General features: G+C 37.4%; 14 protein-coding genes. 11 read left to right on the top strand and 3 right to left on the bottom strand.

What is annotated here, in order from left to right:
- The first annotated feature begins 15 nt into the window (after positions 1-15).
- The 10 genes from H0S70_RS10045 to ypfJ all read left to right on the top strand — a co-directional run bounded on the left by H0S70_RS10045 (position 16) and on the right by ypfJ (position 11,756).
- Positions 16-3,111 carry a TAT-variant-translocated molybdopterin oxidoreductase gene (locus tag H0S70_RS10045; RefSeq protein WP_188320700.1) on the top strand — a complete coding sequence of 1,032 codons (3,096 nt, stop codon included), beginning with the start codon at positions 16-18 and terminating at the stop codon, positions 3,109-3,111.
- Between the two features lie 20 nt (positions 3,112-3,131).
- A complete protein-coding gene (gene nrfD / locus H0S70_RS10040) occupies positions 3,132-4,529 on the top strand; it encodes an NrfD/PsrC family molybdoenzyme membrane anchor subunit (RefSeq protein WP_188320699.1) in 1,398 nt (465 codons plus the stop codon).
- Positions 4,516-5,037, top strand: a complete 522-nt coding sequence (locus H0S70_RS10035; RefSeq protein ID WP_088263832.1) for a DUF3341 domain-containing protein — start codon at positions 4,516-4,518, stop codon at positions 5,035-5,037. Before nrfD ends, H0S70_RS10035 begins: the two co-directional genes overlap by 14 nt.
- On the top strand, positions 5,030-5,716 hold the full coding sequence (locus H0S70_RS10030) for a c-type cytochrome (RefSeq protein ID WP_188320698.1): 687 nt from the start codon (positions 5,030-5,032) through the stop codon (positions 5,714-5,716). The genes H0S70_RS10035 and H0S70_RS10030 overlap by 8 nt, the downstream gene beginning before the upstream one ends.
- Positions 5,717-5,729: 13 nt before the next feature.
- The gene (locus H0S70_RS10025) at positions 5,730-7,061 is read left to right on the top strand and encodes a quinol:cytochrome C oxidoreductase (protein WP_088263834.1); all 1,332 of its coding nucleotides are present in this window, start codon (positions 5,730-5,732) and stop codon (positions 7,059-7,061) included.
- 388 nt (positions 7,062-7,449) lie between these two features.
- Positions 7,450-8,601: a hypothetical protein gene (locus H0S70_RS10020; RefSeq protein WP_188320697.1), complete on the top strand. Its 1,152-nt coding sequence runs from the start codon at positions 7,450-7,452 to the stop codon at positions 8,599-8,601.
- Between the two features lie 2 nt (positions 8,602-8,603).
- Positions 8,604-9,140, top strand: coding sequence for an adenine phosphoribosyltransferase (locus H0S70_RS10015; RefSeq protein ID WP_188320696.1), 537 nt, complete (start codon positions 8,604-8,606; stop codon positions 9,138-9,140).
- Between the two features lie 128 nt (positions 9,141-9,268).
- Entirely contained in the window at positions 9,269-9,979 is a 711-nt protein-coding gene (locus H0S70_RS10010; protein ID WP_088263836.1) for a YfgM family protein, read from the top strand.
- Between the two features lie 11 nt (positions 9,980-9,990).
- Complete coding sequence (ribH, locus tag H0S70_RS10005) at positions 9,991-10,509, top strand: 6,7-dimethyl-8-ribityllumazine synthase (RefSeq protein WP_188320695.1); 519 nt, start codon at positions 9,991-9,993, stop codon at positions 10,507-10,509.
- Positions 10,510-10,898: 389 nt separating this feature from the next.
- Entirely contained in the window at positions 10,899-11,756 is an 858-nt protein-coding gene (ypfJ, locus tag H0S70_RS10000) for a KPN_02809 family neutral zinc metallopeptidase (RefSeq protein WP_188320694.1), read from the top strand.
- Between the two features lie 91 nt (positions 11,757-11,847).
- Here ypfJ and H0S70_RS09995 read toward each other — a convergent pair whose 3' ends face one another.
- From H0S70_RS09995 to H0S70_RS09985, 3 genes are all read right to left on the bottom strand, one after another.
- Positions 11,848-12,090, bottom strand: coding sequence for a YtxH domain-containing protein (locus H0S70_RS09995; protein WP_123249281.1), 243 nt, complete (start codon positions 12,088-12,090; stop codon positions 11,848-11,850).
- Between the two features lie 242 nt (positions 12,091-12,332).
- Entirely contained in the window at positions 12,333-13,958 is a 1,626-nt protein-coding gene (gene pruA / locus H0S70_RS09990) for an L-glutamate gamma-semialdehyde dehydrogenase (RefSeq protein ID WP_188320693.1), read from the bottom strand.
- Positions 13,959-14,042: 84 nt separating this feature from the next.
- Complete coding sequence (locus tag H0S70_RS09985; protein ID WP_188320692.1) at positions 14,043-14,693, bottom strand: metal-dependent transcriptional regulator; 651 nt, start codon at positions 14,691-14,693, stop codon at positions 14,043-14,045.
- A gap of 330 nt (positions 14,694-15,023) precedes the next feature.
- On the opposite strand from H0S70_RS09985, the gene H0S70_RS09980 reads away from it, so the two are divergent.
- Positions 15,024-16,052, top strand: coding sequence for a threonine aldolase family protein (locus tag H0S70_RS09980; RefSeq protein ID WP_188320691.1), 1,029 nt, complete (start codon positions 15,024-15,026; stop codon positions 16,050-16,052).
- The last annotated feature ends 33 nt before the right edge of the window (positions 16,053-16,085 follow it).

Raw genomic sequence — 16,085 nt, 5'->3', positions numbered from 1 at the left:
AAATTAGAAGTATCAATGGCTTCAAATAAAATACAATTCAGAAGTATTCACGAACTGAAAGATCCCAGCTTAAATGCTAAGCTGGCTCAAAAAGAATTTCAGAACGAAATTCCGGTGGATGAGTTATTGGGAGATGGTCAATCGAATGAATCTGGAACTTCAAGAAGAGATTTCCTAAAGCTTTTAGGATTTTCCACAGCAGCGGTTACTTTAGCAGCATGTGAAGCTCCGGTTCTTAAAACAATTCCTTACGTGGTAAAACCCCACGAAATTATCCCAGGAATTCCTAATTATTACGCATCAACTTATTTCGACGGATACGATTTTGCTAGCGTTTTAGTAAAAACCAGAGAAGGTAGACCAATCAAAATAGAACCAAATCCTTTAGCTAAAGAATTGGGTAAAACCAGTGCTAGAGCACAAGCAGCTGTACTTTCACTTTATGATAATGATAAAGTAAAGCAGCCCAAATTGGATGGAAAAGACGATACCTTCAACAATGTTGACGATTTCGTTCTAAAAGGTTTGGCAGATGCGCAAGCTGGAGGTAAGAAAATCGTGGTTTTATCTCATTCTTACGCTTCACCAACTTTCAAAAAATTATTTGCAGACTTTAAAGCTAAATATCCAACAGCGGAATTAGTTACTTACGATGCAATCCCTCATACTGCAGCTTTAGATGCTGCTCAGGAAGTTTTCGGACAAAGAGCATTGCCGGTTTACGACCTTGCAAAAGCTCAGTTGGTTGTTTCTTTCCAAGCTGATTTCTTAGGCGATTATAACGGAGGTTCATTAGAAACTTCTTATGCTGCTGCTAGAAAACCAGGTCCAGATATGTTGAGACACATCCAAGTGGAATCCAACATGTCTTTAACGGGGGCAAATGCTGATACAAGAATTAAATTGAAGCCAAGTGCTGTAAACAAAGTTCTTGTAGAAGTTTACAATGGTTTAAATGGAGGCGCGACAAGCAAAGAAGCAGCTGAAATCGTGAAAGAATTGCAAGCAAAAGGCAGCAACGCTGTTGTTTTTGCTGATGGTTCGAAAGCGGCTCATGTTTTAGCACATTTGATCAACCAAAAATTGGGATCTACTGCTTTCACAGGGAAAGCTAGTTTCTTAAAAGAATTTGATGCGTTAAGATATCAAGAGTTTTTATCTTGGATGAATGCAGGTCAAGTTGGTGTATTGATTACCAACAATGTTAACCCAATTTATTCAAACAATAAAGGGGAAGATTTCAAAAAATTAATAGCAAAAGTACCTTGTGTAGTTGCTGTTGCAGATAAGAAAAATGAAATGTACAAAGCAGCGAAAGCTGTTATCCCGGTTGCCAATTGGTTGGAATCTTGGGGAGATATGACTCCACAAACCGGAGTTTATACTTTGATGCAGCCAACCATTCAGAAAATTTATAAGTCAAGACAGATTGAAGAATCTCTTTTGGTTTGGATGAATGGTAAAAATAGCGCAGCGAATAACTATTATGACTATTTGAAAGCTAATGCAGCTTCCTATATCGGTGGAACTACTTTCAACAAAGCTCTTTATAACGGAGTTTTAGAAGGTGGAATTGCTACCACACTTTCTTATGCCGGCGGAAATGCTGCTGAAGCAGTAGCTCAATTGTCTGGTTTCAAAGCGTCTGATTTGGAATTGGTTCTTTATACCAAAACTTCTATCGGTGATGGTACACAAGCCAATAACCCATGGTTGCAGGAAATGCCAGATCCAATTACCAGACTTTCTTGGGATAATTACTTAACTGTTTCTCCTAAAGATGCTGAAAAATTAGGACTTAATAATGATCTAAATGCAAGAATGCAGCTAGACGGATCCGTGGTAAATCTTACGGTAAACGGCGTTACCATCAAGAATGTACCGGTATTTATTCAGCCGGGACAAGCGGAAGGATCTATGGGATTGGCGCTAGGTTATGGTAAAAAAGATTCAGGTAAAGTAGCAGAAACTGGTGTTAATGCATATCCTTTGTTTGATGGTTCGAACTCGGTTTTATCCAATGTAAAAATTGAAAAAACAGGTGACGAGCATGAATTTGCAGGAATGCAGCTTCAAAATACTTTGATGGGTCGTTACGAAATCGCAAGAGAAGTTCCTCTGGATACTTTCCTTAATGTGAAATTCGACGATGAAAAATTAGGTTGGAACAAGCCCTTAGAATATCATACCATTGGTGGTGCTTTACCAGCTGGAAAAATCGACCTTTGGGATGCATTCGATGATACTGATGGACCACATTTTAACCTATCTGTAGATTTAAATTCATGTACAGGATGTGGAGCTTGTGTAATCGCTTGTCAAGCGGAAAATAACGTTCCAGTTGTAGGTAAAGAGGAAGTAAGAATGTCCAGAGATATGTTCTGGTTGAGAATTGACCGTTACTATTCTACTTCGATTCCTGCGGAAATCGATAAGAACAAGGACAACAAGCTGTCTCAGGAAGAAGCTATCTCTGCTGATCTTAATGTTCCTGGTATGTATGGTCACGTTTTCGATAAAGAAAGCGGAATCCTAAACCACCCAGCGGATAATCCTGATGTGATCTTCCAACCGGTAATGTGTCAGCACTGTAATCACGCTCCTTGTGAAACAGTTTGTCCAGTAGCGGCTACTTCACACGGGAAACAAGGTCAAAATCAAATGGCTTATAACAGATGTATCGGTACAAGATATTGTGCGAACAACTGTCCTTATAAAGTAAGAAGATTCAACTGGTTTACTTATAACCTTAATGATAAATTCGACTTTAATCAAAATAATGATTTAGGTAGAATGGTGCTTAACCCAGATGTTGTGGTAAGAACAAGAGGGGTAATGGAAAAATGTTCAATGTGTATCCAAATGACACAGAACACCATCCTAGAAGCGAAGAAAGAGGGTAGAAAAGTAAAGGATGGCGAATTCTCTACTGCTTGTGTGAATGCTTGTTCTACAGGAGCGATGAAGTTTGGGGATATGAATGACAAAACTTCAGAAGTAAGAGCATTATACAGCACAAACAGAAGATACACCTTGCTGGAAGAAATTGGTACAAAACCAAACGTTTTCTACCATACCAAAGTGAGAAACAGAAAAGAAAACAATGTTTAAAAATAATAAATAGGTAAAAAATGTCAGGACATTACGAAGCTCCGATAAGGGAACCTTTAATTATTGGTCACAAAACTTATCACGATATTACAGAAGATATCGCAAGACCTATCGAAGAAAGAGCCGGAAAACTTTGGTGGATTTCATTTTGGATTGCTTTAACGCTATTCATCTATGGATTTGGCTGTATCGCCTACACCATTGGTACCGGTATCGGTTCATGGGGACTCAACAGAACCAACAACTGGGGTTGGGATATTACCAACTTCGTATGGTGGGTAGGTATCGGGCACGCAGGAACCCTAATTTCTGCCGTTCTCTTATTATTTAGACAAAGATGGAGAATGTCAGTAAACCGTTCTGCTGAAGCGATGACGATTTTCGCCGTGGTACAAGCAGCACTTTTCCCTGTAATCCACATGGGTAGAGTTTGGGTAGGTTATTGGGTATTCCCTTTGCCAAACCAGTTTGGTTCACTTTGGACTAACTTCAACTCACCGTTACTTTGGGACGTATTTGCAATATCAACTTATTTCTCTGTATCTACCGTATTCTGGTTTATGGGATTAATCCCTGACTTTGCGATGATCAGAGACCGTGCTAAAACTCCTTGGACGAAAAGAATCTATACATTCTTAGCATTCGGATGGGGTGGTAAAGCAAAACACTGGCAACGTTTCGAAGAATTATCTTTGGTATTGGCAGGTTTAGCTACACCTTTGGTATTCTCAGTACACACTACGGTATCCTTCGACTTTGCTACTTCGGTAATTAAAGGTTGGCATTCTACCATCTATCCTCCGTATTTCGTTGCGGGAGCAATTTTCTCAGGATTTGCAATGGTACAAACCTTATTGCTTGTTGCAAGAAAAGTTTGTCACTTAGAAGATTATATCACCATGTACCATATCGAGATTATGAACATCGTAATCATCGTAACAGGTGGAATGGTAACTGTAGCTTATGCAACCGAGTATTTCATAGGATGGTATTCAGGATCAAGATACGAGGATTTTACTTATCTTTCTCCTGGAGCAGCTACAGGTCCTTATTGGTGGGCATTCTGGTCGCTAATTATCTGTAACCTTGTAGTTCCTGCAGCATTCTGGTTCAAAAGAGTACGAACCAACATCTTTGCAACATTTATTATCGCTTTGATTATCAATATCGGGATGTGGTTTGAAAGATTTGATATTATCGTTATCAACATTTCAAGAGATTATTTACCAAGTTCATGGACCATGTTTAAGCCAACCATCATTGATGTAGGAGTATTCCTTGGAACGATAGGATTTTTCGGAGTGTTATTTTTATTGTACGCCAGAACTTTCCCTGTAATTGCACAGGCTGAATTAAAGTCTATTTTGAAAATATCTGGTGAAACTTATAAAGCAAAAGAAGAAGATGAGCACCACTAAAAGAATATTTGGAATATATGCAGACGACGACGATTTAATGAACGGCGTACATGCATTCAACGACAAAGGAATTAAAATTGACGAAGTATATACTCCGTTTCCGGTTCACGGGCTTGATAAAGCTTTAGGTCTTAGAAAAACCAGAATTTCCGATGCTGCTTTTCTTTATGCAGTATATGGAGTTACTATCGGTAGCTTGGTTACATGGTACACTATGAATCACGACTGGCCACAAAACATTGGTGGTAAACCAGCTTTCGATTGGGCGCACAACATGCCTGCATTTGTGGTTCCGATGTTTGAATTAATGGTATTCTGTGCAGCTCACATGATGTCGCTTACTTTTTTAGTAAGAAATAAAATGTATCCTGGATGTCCTCCTCAGAACCCGGACCCTAGAACTACCGATGATAAATTCATGATGGAATTTGTTACCGATAATGTAGATGCTGTAAAGCAAATCCTGATTGATACCGGTGTTGAAGAAATAACTGTAAAAGATGCTTAAAATGACAAAGAATATTATAAAAATTACAGCTATCTTAGGATTTGCAGCAATTTCCTTAAGTTCTTGCAGTAAAGAAAATCCGCCTTTAGTGTATTTTCCGGATATGTACTATCCTGTAGCTTATGATCCTTTGATGAAAGCTGAAGATGCATATTCAACTCATGAGAATGAGATTCCTGCTTTCGTTAAAAATAATGGGGCTACTGGCTTAGGACCTGTAAATGGTACTGTTGTTCATGATAAAGATGGAGTTGCAGATGTTGCTGCTAATGATAGAATGACTCCTGATCAATATAATGCTGGTTACGATGAGTCTAAAACCATTACAGCTTCTCCACTTAATCCTGCTAACCAAGCAGCTGATATAGAAAGAGGAAAAGGATTGTACGACAAAACTTGTGCTGCTTGTCACGGTACAGGAGGCGATGGTCAAGGGCCAATTGTCGTATGTGGAGCTTATTCAGGTGTTCCGAAATTTGCGGATAGAGAAATTACTGTAGGATCTGTACATTATGTTTTAACCAATGGTAGAAACGCAATGGGTTCTTATGCAGGGCAACTTACACCGGGTGACCGTTGGAGAGTCGCAATGTATGTAATGAGTGCATTCAAAGGCGGAATTGCTCCCGCAGCTCCTGCCGTTGCTTCAGCAAGTGTAACAACTAGTCCTCAAAAATAAAAAGTATAAAAAAATGTATAGTTTTTCACCTAAATTAAGATTATATTCAATCATATTTATCGCTCTGGGATTAGTGCTTTTTGGTGCAGGTTATTTTATGAATAAATCATTAAGCCCTGAAAAGATAGAACACATGATGGAAGCGGTACATGCCGGAGGAAATCATGCACCTACTCATTCCAGCGAAATGGTTGGGCCACAAGATCATGAAGCACATTTGGAACATGCGACCTTGCAAGTTCACAATCAGCCATTGGCGGCTATTCACACAGTTGCTGTGTTTTTATTTGCTTTAAGCTGTTGTGCATTGTTCTTTTATTGTATCCAGAATGTGGCACACGCAGGTTGGTCTATCATCATTCTAAGAGTTATGGAGGCGATTGCTTCTTATATTCCTTATGGTGGTGCAATCCTATTGATCATTATGATTTTGAATGTCACTCACCAAGGGCATCTCTTTCACTGGATGGATCCCGAATTGACAGAACCAGGAAATGTTCACTTCGACGCTATTCTTTTTGAAAAGAAAATTTTCCTTAATATTCCTTTCTACGCGATCAGAACGATTATTTATGTAGTCGGAGCTTCATTCTTCGCTTGGAAACTGAAATCTCTTTCAAAAAAAGTTGACGAAACCAAAAGTAGAAAAGTCTATGCAAGCTATTACAGCTGGAGTGTTGGTTACATCGCATTCTTTGGTTTTGCTTCTGCAGCATGGGCTTGGGATTGGTTGATGTCAATCGACCCGCACTGGTATTCTACAATGTATATTTGGTACGCGATGGTAAGCTGTCTTTCGTCTTCGATCGCTGCTATTATTCTGATCAGTGTTTATTTAAAGAAAAAAGGATTTTTACCTCAGTTCAATGATAATCACTTACACGATTTAGGAGTTTTCCTTTTCGCTACCAGTATGCTTTGGACTTATACTTGGTTCGCTCAATTCATGCTGTATTGGTATGCTAACGTTCCGGAAGAGGTTAACTATTTCTTCGGAAGATTCAAATATTATTCTCCAACATTTTTACCAATGTTGATTATCAACTTCCTTATTCCACTTTTGGTATTAGTAAGTTCTAGCATTAAGAGAAATTATACGGTGGTTACTGTAATGGCGGTAGTTGTACTTTGTGGACATTGGTTAGATTATTTTAATATGGTGATGCCGGGAACGGTAGGCCCTTATTGGAAAACTCCTGAAGTTCTATTGTTGAATTTAGGATCAGTACTATTCGGAGTAGGTTTATTCATCTTTGTGGTAATGACAGCGCTTTCTAAGCTGAAATTACTTCCGGAAGGTAACCCATTCCTTAAAGAGTCTAAAATTTACGAATACCCTTTCTAATTAAGGTATTCCAAAATACAAAAGTCCTGGTAATTCGATTATCAGGACTTTTTTCTTAATGTTAAACTCTTTAAATTAGACGATAAGCCTTTTTAATTCAATCTTGAACCTTTTTTACTCAATGTTGAGTTGTTTTAATTCAAAGAACAATCTTTTTAACTCAAAGATGAATCTTTTTAATTCAAAGTTGAGTTGTTTTAATTCAATCAAGAATATTTTTAATTCAACGATGAACATTTCTAATTCAACATTGAGTTTTAAGATGATTATTTTTTCAAAAATAGATTTCAATTGGAAGACTTGTACGAGGACGCTGTTATATCACCATAAAAAAATATTTCCCGGCATTGTCGGGAATTTTTTTAAATTTGTAATAAACCCATCACTTATGAAGAAAATCGTGTTTTTGTTTCTTTTTTGCTTTTTAATAATTTCTTGCAAGAAAGATTCCGTAGATGCTACCAATACCAAAACTTTGCAATCGAGTATTAATGATATGGCATCGAGTTTAAATACCTTAAAGCAAGTGAAATTCAGTGAGGCTTTATACATCCTGAAAACATTCGGGGTGGAAGCGGATGGTGATGTGAACGAACTGAACGCTTTAGGAAAATTAATTGATGGAAAAAAAGTTCCCGAGATTTTCGCACTTGCAGATCAAGTAGCCAAAAAAAATGGAATCGACTGGAGCAGTACGGGACCACCTTCATTAGGTGAAATGAATATTTTCGGAAATGAAATGGCAAAAGAATCGGATCCAAATGATATTTCGGCAAGTTCCTTAAATATTATTACAAAACCTATGGCGGTTGATAGTGTTTTAGGTCCAAAATCCTTACAAATCGTACCAAGGTTGGTCGATCGCTCAGGAAACCCAATTGTCTTCGAAGGAGCAGCTTTGGAAACGGTTCTTGAAGTTTTCAGCAACGGACGTAGAATTCTTACCTCCAAAAATTTGATGTTGGATAATAATTTCAAAGGCTTTAATATGCGATTTGCATCTTTGCCGGCCGAGAAAATTTCGAATAACCAAATCGACATCACCGTTTCTGTAAAGACAACCAAGAAAACCTTTAAAATGTCCAAAATCGGTGTGACTGTAAATCCAAAAGCATTATTAATGCCTACAGGAAATCCGGCTAATAATCCGACCAACGTAACAGCTGATCCATCTGTAATCCCAGATCAAACTGCAACCACTACAGAAACGCCTGTAGCAGCCACAGCTGATCCCAAAACTAGTGTATCTAAATTTTTAAATAATTTGAGCGCGAAGAACTTGAAAGGAGCCTACGATACTTCGGATAATCCAAGTTGGGGTTCTTATGAAACGTTTTCCAACCCGACTACCGGGTTTGGTGCTGTGAAAAATATTAATGTAAAAAATATCACCACAAATAGTGTAAGTAGCAATAACGCAAGTGTGAACGCTACCTACGATGTAACTGATAAAAATGGGCAAACCACCTCGCTTTTGGTGACATTCGGCTTAAAGAATGTTAACGGAGAATGGAAGATTTCAAGCTATAAAATCAATTAAAAATGAGTAAAAGCGAACTTATCCGAAATTTAGAAAATACGATAGAAAATATTCCAGATTTTCCGAAACCCGGGATTCAATTTAAAGATATCACACCGATTTTTCTTAAACCGAAACTGTACGAAGATGTAATCGCTGATCTTGTGAATTTCAGCCGGGGAAAAGTAGATGCGGTTTGTGGAATTGAAAGTCGCGGTTATCTTTTCGGAATTGCGGTAGCAGTTGCATTGGAAGTTCCTTTTGTTTTGATCAGAAAAGCTGGAAAACTACCGCCTCCTTTCATTGGTGAAAAGTACGATCTGGAATACGGTTCGGCAGAAATCCAAATGCGAACCGGACAAATAAAACCCGGACAAAGAGTTCTGATTCACGACGATTTGCTTGCAACCGGAGGAACCACCCAAGCTGCAGCACAATTGGTTGAAAAACAAGGGGCAAAGGTTGTTCAATTCAGTTTTTTAATTGGTTTAAAAGACCTTCGCGGCGAGGAACTTCTGAAGAAATTCAATGCAGAAGTTTACAGCATTTTAGAATATTAAGATGCATAAGATTCTTCTCAAAAAATCATTATTTTGCGGTGTTTTTAATAAAGAAAATGTTTTTTCAGACATAATTTTGTAAATCGTTATAAAACATCTAAATTTGCACTTCAATTTTTAATACTATTATGGCAAAAGATAAAGCGAACATCCACCGAAAAGATCTAGAAGGAAAGGAAACTGTAGAAATTTTCAAAGATTTGGACCGTGGCGCATTGGACACAGAACGTTTTTTAGAAAAACATTCTAAAACACTAATTACTGTTTTTGGTGCTTTGGTTATCGCAGTGTTAGGCTATTTTGCATTTCAGCAATTTTATGTAGCACCAAGAAACGAAGAAGCTACATTGAGTTATCTTGCAGCTCAGAAAAACTTAGCTGACGGAAAAGAAGAATTAGCTTTAGGCGGAAAAACTGCTGCAAATCCTGGTTATTTGGGAACATACAAGGAATATTCTGGGACTAAAGTAGGGAAACTTGCCGCTTACAACGCAGGTCTTTTGAAATTCAAAGAAGGTAAATACCAAGAAGCATATGACCTGCTTGATAAATTTTCTTCAGGAAATAAAATCTTGATGGCTTTGAAGTACGGTGCAATGGCTGATTGCCAAATAAACCTTAATAAAAATGACGAAGCTTTATCATTATTAGACAAAGCAACTTCTGCATCAGATGATCCTTACACTTCTTACTATTTCACAAGAAAAGCAGGTTTAGTAGCATTAGCATTGAAAAAGAATGCTGAAGCGAAGAAATACTTCTCTACCATCGACGAGAAATATCAGGATTACGATAACGGAATGTCGGATTCCTACATCGAAATGGTAAAATATTACTAAATAAAAATACAATGGCAACGGTAAATCTTTCAGATTACAAACCATTACAGATAAATGATGCCGGTTCTTTTAGAATTGGCATTGTTGTTTCTGAATGGAACGATTTTGTAACCCATAATCTTCGCGACGGAGCGGTAGAAGTACTGAAAAAAGAAGGTGTAAAAGAAGAAAACATCTCGGTTTTTAAAGTTCCGGGTGCTTTTGAACTCAATTATGCTTCAATGCAACTTTGCAAAGAAAGAAAATTCGATGCAGTAATTGCAATTGGATGTGTGATTCGTGGGGAAACGCCACATTTCGACTATGTTTGTTCCGCAGTTGCACAGGGAATTAAAGATTGTAATATTTTAACTGATGTGCCCACTATTTTCTGTCTGTTGACCGATGACAACAAAGAACAATCCATCGCCAGAAGCGGTGGAAGCTTAGGAAACAAAGGAATAGAGGCGGCAGTAACATCTTTGCAAATGATTGATTTTAAAAGAAATCTCTCTGAGAAAAAAGGGAATATTGGTTTCGGAAATTTGTAGTTTTACTATGAATTTAAATCTCCTTTTTTTTGAATTTGAGAGGAATAAATACTTATAAATGGATTCTAAAAAATCAAACCGTTTTTGTACTTGGGGATTTTTTATCTCTTGGTGTCTTTGGTTTTCGAGTTGTTTTTATTTTTCATCCGATTACCAATGCAGATTTTGACTTTTTTGAAAGTTTATAAATCATATTTTTAGGATTGCTCAGCGATATTTTTGTATTCGTTTTATCGAGCAGTTTGTTGGCGCTGTAATTTCTGTGGCAGAATTGGGTGAATGATTGGGTATCCGTATATTAATCAACAAGTAATTGGTTAAAGCGAAATAAGCTCAATCAATAATTTTTAATATCTTTAATTTCAAATTTTATTTAAACGATATTTATTATGAAATGGACAAACGATAGAAGTGAAAATGTTGACGACCGCAGAGGCTCCGGTGGAGGCGGCGGAATGCTAGTTGGAGGTGGTTTAGGAACGCTGATAATTGCTGCAATTATCTTTTTCCTCGGAGGCGACCCTTCAGCGATTCTTTCTTCAGGAATAGGCAGTTCGTCCCAACAAACCGAGCAAAGAGATTTATCGGCAGATGAATTGAAGGTTAGAGAATTTGTCCAAATGATTACTGGGCTAACTGAAAAAACTTGGGCAAAGATTTTCCAGGAAAATGGCATGCAGTACACTCCACCAAAAGTAGTTTTGTTTGAAAATGCCACTCAATCTGGTTGTGGAGCGGCACAGGCAGCGATGGGACCGTTTTATTGTCCGGCAGATCAAACAATTTATATGGATATGAGTTTCTTCCAAGAACTGCAACAAAGATTCGGTGCTCAGGTAACGGAATTTTCAATTGCTTACGTGATGGCTCATGAAATTGGACACCATGTACAAACCTTGCTCGGTACTACGCAGAAAGTAAATCAGTTAAGATCTAGCGGAAGATATTCGGAAGCCGAAATGAACAGAGTTTCCGTAGCAACTGAATTACAGGCAGATTTCTATGCCGGAGTTTGGGCAAAGCAAACCGATAATCGTGAAAAGATTTTAGAACCAGGCGATATCGAGTCAGCGATGTCAGCAGCTGAGGCGGTTGGTGATGATAATATACAAAAGCGCTCGCAAGGATACATCAATCAGGAAGGATTTACCCACGGGAGTTCCGCACAAAGGAAAGAATGGTTTATGAAAGGCTACAACACAGGAGATATCCGACAAGGAGACACTTTCAATGCCTTATTAAGATAACAAAATAAATCCGGAATTTTTCGGAATTGTTTAAAATAAAACCGCGATATGCAAAAAGCATATCGCGGTTTTGTATATATGAAAACGATGTTTAGTTCTGGTTTACAGAATTTTGTGCTGAAGTTTTCACTTCGTCTACTTTAGTTTGAACTTGAGAAGCAACCTCGTTTGCTTTAGCTTTCAAATCGGTTCCAAATTTGTTCAAATTGTCTTTTGCAGTGTTAAGTTTATCTTTTACTGCTTGTTTTTCTTCTGGAGTTGAGTTTTTGTACTTCCAAAAAGCTAATGCTCCAAGTCCCAATAATGCAAGTAGTCCGTTTCTTTTAGTGCTCATAATTTTAAGTTTTAAGTTGTTTTTATTGAAAAAATTAATTTGATAATAATCTAATTGTAAAAAGCGTGCCATCAATTTGTAAAAACCTATAAATTTTTGTTAAAATCATTATTAATCCATTTTATAAGAAAAAGATGGCGTTTTAAATTGAATTTTTGAAACAATGATTTTTTTAAAGAATTAATTTTTTCAATAAAAAACTCTGCCAAAAAGACAGAGTTTCAATTTGTTATGTGGTGATATTAACCTAAATAAGGATATTTATAATCTTTAGGGGAAACAAAAGTTTCCTTGATGCTTCTCACAGAAACCCATCTCAAAAGATTCATTTTAGAACCAGCTTTGTCATTGGTTCCCGAAGCTCTGGCTCCACCAAAAGGTTGTTGACCCACAACTGCTCCGGTTGGCTTATCGTTGATGTAGAAGTTTCCAGAAGCATTTTCTAAAGCTTTGTAAGCTTCATCAATTGCGTAACGATCTTGTGCGAAAATTGATCCAGTCAATGAATATGGCGAAGTTTCATCAACCAATTTCAAAGTTTCTTTCCAATCTTGATCTTCGTATACAAACACAGAAAGAATTGGTCCGAAGATTTCCTCGGTCACCGACTCGTATTTAGGATTGGTGGTTTCGATTACAGTTGGCTGAACAAACCATCCTTTAGAATCGTCACATTTTCCACCGAAAATTACCTGAGCTTCTGCAGATTTTTCAGCTCTTTCAATATATCCTTTGCATTTCTCAAAAGAATTTTTGTCGATTACCGCATTGATAAAATTAGAAGGATCTTCTGGACTTCCCATTTTCACGGTTTTCAATTGAGCTTCCATCGCATTTTTTACATCATCCCAAAGAGATTTCGGAATATAAGCTCGAGATGCAGCAGAACATTTCTGTCCCTGATATTCAAAAGCTCCACGTACCAATCCTGTAGCAACCGCATCTACATTTGCAGATGGATGCACCATGACGAAGTCTTTGCCGCCGGTTTCTCCTACAATTCTTGGATATGTTCTGTATTGGTGAATGTTGTCGCCAATCATTTTCCACATTCCCTGGAAAACTTTTGTTGAACCTGTAAAATGCAATCCAGCGAAATCCGGATGTGCCAAAACTTTTTCAGCAGTTTCTTTACCATCTGTGAAAACCATATTGATCACCCCGGCAGGTAATCCAGCTTCGGTAAGAATATCCATGATGATTTTAGCTGAAAGAACTTGCTTATCAGAAGGTTTCCACACTACCACATTTCCCATCATTGCCATACAAGTTGGCAAGTTTCCTGCTATTGCGGTAAAGTTAAAAGGCGTTACCGCAAAACAAAAACCTTCCAAGGGACGGTATTCGGAGCGGTTCCAAATTCCAGCATCGGAAACCGGTTGCTCAGCATAAATTTCCGTCATAAATTCTACATTATAACGCAAGAAATCGATGAATTCACAAGCTGCATCAATCTCAGCCTGATGAACATTTTTACTTTGCCCAATCATCGTAGCCGCATTGAGCTGATCGCGGTAAGGACCAGCGATTAAATCGGCCGCTTTCAGGAAAATAGATGCACGTTGCTCCCAAGCAAGGTTATTCCATTTTTCTTTTGCTGCAAGAGCGGTGTTGATGGCTTCATCAACATGTTGCATATTTCCTTTGTAGTAGAAACCGAGGTCGTGCTGGTGATCCTGAGGAGAACTAATCGCGATTTTTTCATCAGATTTCACCTCTTTCCCATTGATGATCATTGGAATTTCTACCTTTTCTGCCCACATTTTTTTGTAGGTTGCTATTAAGGATTTCACTTCGGCAGATCCTGGTTCGTAGGTTCTTACCGGTTCGTTCACTGCGAAAGGAACTTGCGAAAGTGCTTTTGACATATTTTTAATTTTTATTGATTTTTTTGTGAATGTTACAAAGTTAGGGCAATTGTGGCAATGTTCCAAAAACTCTTGAAGGTGAAATTATTGTTTCACCAATATTTTGTCGCAAACAATATTGCTTAGTACGATTTCTTCCTCTTGAATTTTAACAAGCATTGATTTGTCGAATTTTTCAATGTTTAAAACTTTGATTTCTTTTCCTAAAACCAATTTTTTTTTATTTAAGAAGTTTAAAAAATCTTCATCAGTAGTCGTAACAGCGGTGAAAACGACAGATTCTCCCACTTTGCAGTTGCTTAGTTTTTTTAGATCTTGGGCAATGATGTTTCCTTCTTTATCGGGAATGGGTTCACCATGTGGATCATATTTAGGATAATTGAGGAGTTCATCCATTTTATCGAAAAAAGTTTCGGAATGAATATGCTCCAGTTGTTCAGCGATTTCATGCACATTTTCCCAACCGAAATTCATTTTTTCGACCAGAAACATTTCCGTTAAACGATGTTTTCGAACAACCAAAGCAGCTTGTTTTTTTCCAGCAACTGTAATTTTCAAAGGTTTATAACTTTCGTAAATCACCCAGCCTTTTTCAGCGAATTTCTTCATCATGTTATTTACGCTCGGCATTTTCACGCTCAGAACCTTGCTCAATTCGTTGATGGTTACTGTATTATCAGTATTCATTAAGTGAAAAATGGCTTTTAGGTAATTTTCTTCGCTAAGGGAAATCATTAAGTTAGATTGCTTGAGACACAAATCTAACAATAATAAATTGACAAAAAAAACGCACAAGGGGAATTGTGCGTTTATTAAACCTCATAAAGATCACATTGTATTTTAATCTGTGGGAAAACTTCAAAAGAAAATGTGGTCGTTTAGTCTGGTTTAATTTTTAAAATGGTTATTAGTTTTCTTTTTTTTCTTTGCTTTTACATGACAAAGATGATATAAAAATTGAATAAAATTTGGGGTTAAATAACCCTTTTTTGAGGGTTTAATCACCTTTTTTTCTAATTTTAACCACCCGGAATCTAGGATTCTCTTATTACAATACTTTTTACCATGAAAATTTCCTTTAAAAATGATTATTCAGAAGGTTGCCACCCTAGTATATTAGAAGCTCTTACTCAACTGAATTTCGAACAACAAAGTGGTTACGGGCTCGATGATTACTCGAAAAATGCGGCGCAACTTATTCGAAATAAAATCAATGATCAAAAAGCGGAAGTGCATTTGGTTTCTGGTGGCACTCAGGCGAATCTAATTGTGATTTCTGCTTTTTTAAGACCTTATGAAAGCGTAATCGCTGCAGAAACGGGTCATATATTCACCAATGAAACCGGCGCTATAGAAGCAACCGGACACAAAGTGCACGGAATTCCGACGGAAAATGGAAAACTGACACCCGAACATCTGCAGCAAGTTTTGGATCTTCATACCAATATTCCGCATCAGGTGAAACCAAAATTGGTGTACATCTCTAATTCTACCGAGGTTGGAACAATTTATTCCAAACAGGAACTGGCAGACTTGTCTGCTTTTTGCAAAAGTTATCAACTTTATCTTTTCATGGATGGTGCGAGATTGGGACATGCTTTGACGGCGGAAACCAACGATTTGGTTATGGAAGATCTTTCGAAATATTGCGATGCTTTTTATCTCGGTGGAACCAAAAACGGAGCTTTGTTGGGAGAAGCTATTGTGATTTGTAATGAAGATCTGCAGCCGGATTTTGGATTTCATTTAAAGCAAAAGGGAGCGCTTCTCGCAAAAGGAAGACTTCTCGGCATTCAGTTTCAGGAATTGTTGATAGACGATTTGTACTTTGATTTGGCAAGAAATGCCAATGAAAAAGCGATGAAAATTAAAAAAGCATTTGAAGATAAAGGATGTACATTTTTAACAGAAACTTTCACCAATCAGATTTTTCCCATTTTATCACAAAAACAAATTGAAAAATTGGCGGATAAATTCGATTTTTACGTTTGGAAAAAAATTGATGAAAAACATTCAGCGATACGAATTATCACTTCTTGGGCAACTACGCAGGAAATTACAGAATTGTTTGTAAATGAGATCAATCAGTTGTAAAAATAGAAGGTTTTAAATAAAAAAATCCGCTCC

It is taken from the genome of Chryseobacterium manosquense (assembly GCF_014623485.1).
Lineage (GTDB): Bacteria > Bacteroidota > Bacteroidia > Flavobacteriales > Weeksellaceae > Kaistella > Kaistella haifensis.
Note: the sequence above shows the minus strand (reverse complement) of the source record. Positions and strands in the feature narration are given on the sequence as shown.

Bases quoted from the DNA above. Each gene is read 5' to 3' on its own strand.
- H0S70_RS10045 (WP_188320700.1), top strand. From the start codon at position 16: ATGGCTTCAAATAAAATACAATTCAGAAGTATTCACGAACTGAAAGAT.
- nrfD (WP_188320699.1), top strand. From the start codon at position 3,132: ATGTCAGGACATTACGAAGCTCCGATAAGGGAACCTTTAATTATTGGT.
- H0S70_RS10035 (WP_088263832.1), top strand. From the start codon at position 4,516: ATGAGCACCACTAAAAGAATATTTGGAATATATGCAGACGACGACGAT.
- H0S70_RS10030 (WP_188320698.1), top strand. From the start codon at position 5,030: ATGCTTAAAATGACAAAGAATATTATAAAAATTACAGCTATCTTAGGA.
- H0S70_RS10025 (WP_088263834.1), top strand. From the start codon at position 5,730: ATGTATAGTTTTTCACCTAAATTAAGATTATATTCAATCATATTTATC.
- H0S70_RS10020 (WP_188320697.1), top strand. From the start codon at position 7,450: ATGAAGAAAATCGTGTTTTTGTTTCTTTTTTGCTTTTTAATAATTTCT.
- H0S70_RS10015 (WP_188320696.1), top strand. From the start codon at position 8,604: ATGAGTAAAAGCGAACTTATCCGAAATTTAGAAAATACGATAGAAAAT.
- H0S70_RS10010 (WP_088263836.1), top strand. From the start codon at position 9,269: ATGGCAAAAGATAAAGCGAACATCCACCGAAAAGATCTAGAAGGAAAG.
- ribH (WP_188320695.1), top strand. From the start codon at position 9,991: ATGGCAACGGTAAATCTTTCAGATTACAAACCATTACAGATAAATGAT.
- ypfJ (WP_188320694.1), top strand. From the start codon at position 10,899: ATGAAATGGACAAACGATAGAAGTGAAAATGTTGACGACCGCAGAGGC.
- H0S70_RS09995 (WP_123249281.1), bottom strand. From the start codon at position 12,090: ATGAGCACTAAAAGAAACGGACTACTTGCATTATTGGGACTTGGAGCA.
- pruA (WP_188320693.1), bottom strand. From the start codon at position 13,958: ATGTCAAAAGCACTTTCGCAAGTTCCTTTCGCAGTGAACGAACCGGTA.
- H0S70_RS09985 (WP_188320692.1), bottom strand. From the start codon at position 14,693: ATGATTTCCCTTAGCGAAGAAAATTACCTAAAAGCCATTTTTCACTTA.
- H0S70_RS09980 (WP_188320691.1), top strand. From the start codon at position 15,024: ATGAAAATTTCCTTTAAAAATGATTATTCAGAAGGTTGCCACCCTAGT.